General features: G+C 65.2%; 3 protein-coding genes. 2 read left to right on the top strand and 1 reads right to left on the bottom strand.

Annotated elements, in window-relative coordinates:
• Positions 1 to 37 precede the first annotated feature (37 nt).
• Positions 38 to 493, top strand: a complete 456-nt coding sequence (locus WB785_RS03385) for an SRPBCC family protein (RefSeq protein ID WP_424077282.1) — start codon at positions 38 to 40, stop codon at positions 491 to 493.
• A gap of 27 nt (positions 494 to 520) precedes the next feature.
• Positions 521 to 982 (top strand): SRPBCC family protein, encoded by a 462-nt coding sequence (locus WB785_RS03380; RefSeq protein WP_424077280.1) that lies wholly within the window; start codon positions 521 to 523, stop codon positions 980 to 982.
• On the opposite strand, the gene WB785_RS03375 is transcribed toward WB785_RS03380, so the two are convergent.
• Complete coding sequence (locus WB785_RS03375; RefSeq protein ID WP_424077281.1) at positions 959 to 2,137, bottom strand: pyridoxal phosphate-dependent aminotransferase; 1,179 nt, start codon at positions 2,135 to 2,137, stop codon at positions 959 to 961. The two genes, WB785_RS03380 and WB785_RS03375, sit on opposite strands and share 24 nt — an antisense overlap.
• Positions 2,138 to 2,168 lie beyond the last annotated feature (31 nt).

The raw sequence follows: 2,168 nt of genomic DNA, 5'->3' as shown, positions 1-2,168 counted from the left end.
GCCCGTTTACCGGGCCGGCTTGCTAGCTTGGTTGTTAGTGGCCGTACGAGCATCGCGAGAGATCCTCATCGACGCGCCGCCGGAGGTGATCCTGGAGGCGCTGGCCGACGTCGGGTCGTTGGCAAAGTGGTCACCGGTACACAAACGGGTCGAGGTCCTCGACTGGTACGCCGACGGCCGGCCCCATCATGTGAAGGCCACCATCAAAATCTTCGGGCTTGTCGACAACGAGATCTTGGAATACCACTGGGGTCCCAACTGGGTGGTCTGGGACGCCGACAACACTTTCCAGCAGCGTGGGCAACACGTGGAATACAACCTGCAGCGGGTGGGCGTCGATAAGACCCGGGTGCGGTTCGACATCACCGTCGAACCGTCGGGACCGGTTCCCGGGTTCGTCGTCAAGCGGGCGAGCGAAATCGTATTGGACGCCGCGACCAAGGGATTGCGCGACCAAGTCATCGGCATCATTGGTTCCGATCGCCTTACATAACGCGGCTGCGTTGCTAGTTTGCTAGTAGTGGCCGTACAAGCATCGCGAGAGATCCTCATCGATGCGCCGCCGGAGGTGATTCTGGAGGCGCTGGCCGACGTCGGCTCAGTGCCGTCCTGGTCCTCGGTCCACAAACGGGCCGAAGTCATCGACAACTATCCCGACGGTCGCCCGCACCATGTGAAGGTCACGGTCAGGATTGTCGGCATCATCGACACCGAGGTGCTCGAATACCACTGGGGGCCGGACTGGCTGGTGTGGGACGCCGACAAGACCCTGCAGCAGCATGCCCAGCACGTCGAGTACACGCTGCAGCGCGAAACCGAGGACAAAACCCGGGTGCGATTCGAGATCACCCTCGAGCCGTCGGCGCCGATTCCGGAGTTCCTGGTCAAACGGGCCCGTAAGAAAATTCTCTATGCCGCGACCGAAGGGCTGCGGCACCGTGTCATGGCTGCCGTCGGTTCAGATCGCTCGATCCCGCAGTAGCGCCAGCCGGCGGATCGCCTCGTCGAGGGTGTCGTCCCGTTTGCAGAATGTGAACCGCACCAAGTGATTCCACCGCGTCCAGTCCGGCGCAGCCGGGTCGCAGAACGCCGACATCGGGATTGCGGCGACGCCGACCCGTTCGGGTAGGCCGGCGCAGAACGCGGTGCTGTCGTCGTAACCCAACGGACGCGGATCGGCACACAAGAAGTAGGTGCCCGCGCTGTCGTGCACTTGAAAACCGATTTCGGCCAATCCGCGTGACAGGCGATCGCGCTTGTCCTGCAACGAAAGTCGCAGCGCGTCCACCCAGCTTCCCTCGGTATTCAGCGCGTGCGCCACCGCTGGCTGAAACGGCGCGCCGCCGACGTAGCTCAGATACTGTTTGGCCGCTCGTAGGCCGAGGATGAGTTCGGCTGGCCCGCAAGCCCATCCGATCTTCCAGCCGGTGCAGTTGAACATCTTCGCGGCGCTCGAGATCGTGACGGTGCGCTCGGCCATCCCGTCGAAACCGGCCAGCGGCACGTGTCGGCGCCCGTCGTACACCAGATGCTCGTAGACCTCGTCGGTGATGACCAGCAGGTCGGCCTGGATCGCGATCTGGGCGATGGCCGCCAGCTCGGCGGCGCTGAGCACCGTGCCGGTCGGGTTGTGCGGCGAGTTGACGATCAACGCCTTGGTGTGCGGCGTCACCGCCCGCCGCAATGCGTCGATATCGAGCGCAAAGCCGCGACCATGGGGCACCAGCGGCACGATGACCCGCTGTGCGCCGGCCATCGCCACCACGGGGGAATAGGAGTCGTAGAACGGCTGGATCAGCATCACCTCGGAGTCCGGCTCGACCAGGCCGATCACCGCGGCTGCGATGGCCTCGGTGGCTCCGACCGTCACCAGGATTTCCGTCTCCGGGTCGTATTCGAGGCCGAACTGCCGCTTGCGCTGCGCGGCGATCGCCTCCCGCAACGCGGCGACGCCAATGCCCGGCGGGTATTGGTTGACGCCCTCGGCGATGGCGTCTTGGGCGGCCTTGAGCATCGCCGGCGGCCCGTCCTCGTCGGGGAAGCCCTGCCCGAGGTTCACCGCGCCGACCCGGGCCGCCAGCGCCGACATCTCGGCGCACACCGTGGTCGCATAGGGCTGCAGTCGCGACACCGTCATGGCCGTCGAGCCTAGAGCGTCGAGCGTGAAG

It is taken from the genome of Mycobacterium sp., from assembly GCF_049585075.1.
GTDB lineage: Bacteria > Actinomycetota > Actinomycetes > Mycobacteriales > Mycobacteriaceae > Mycobacterium.
This window is presented reverse-complemented; position numbering and strand designations above follow the sequence as displayed.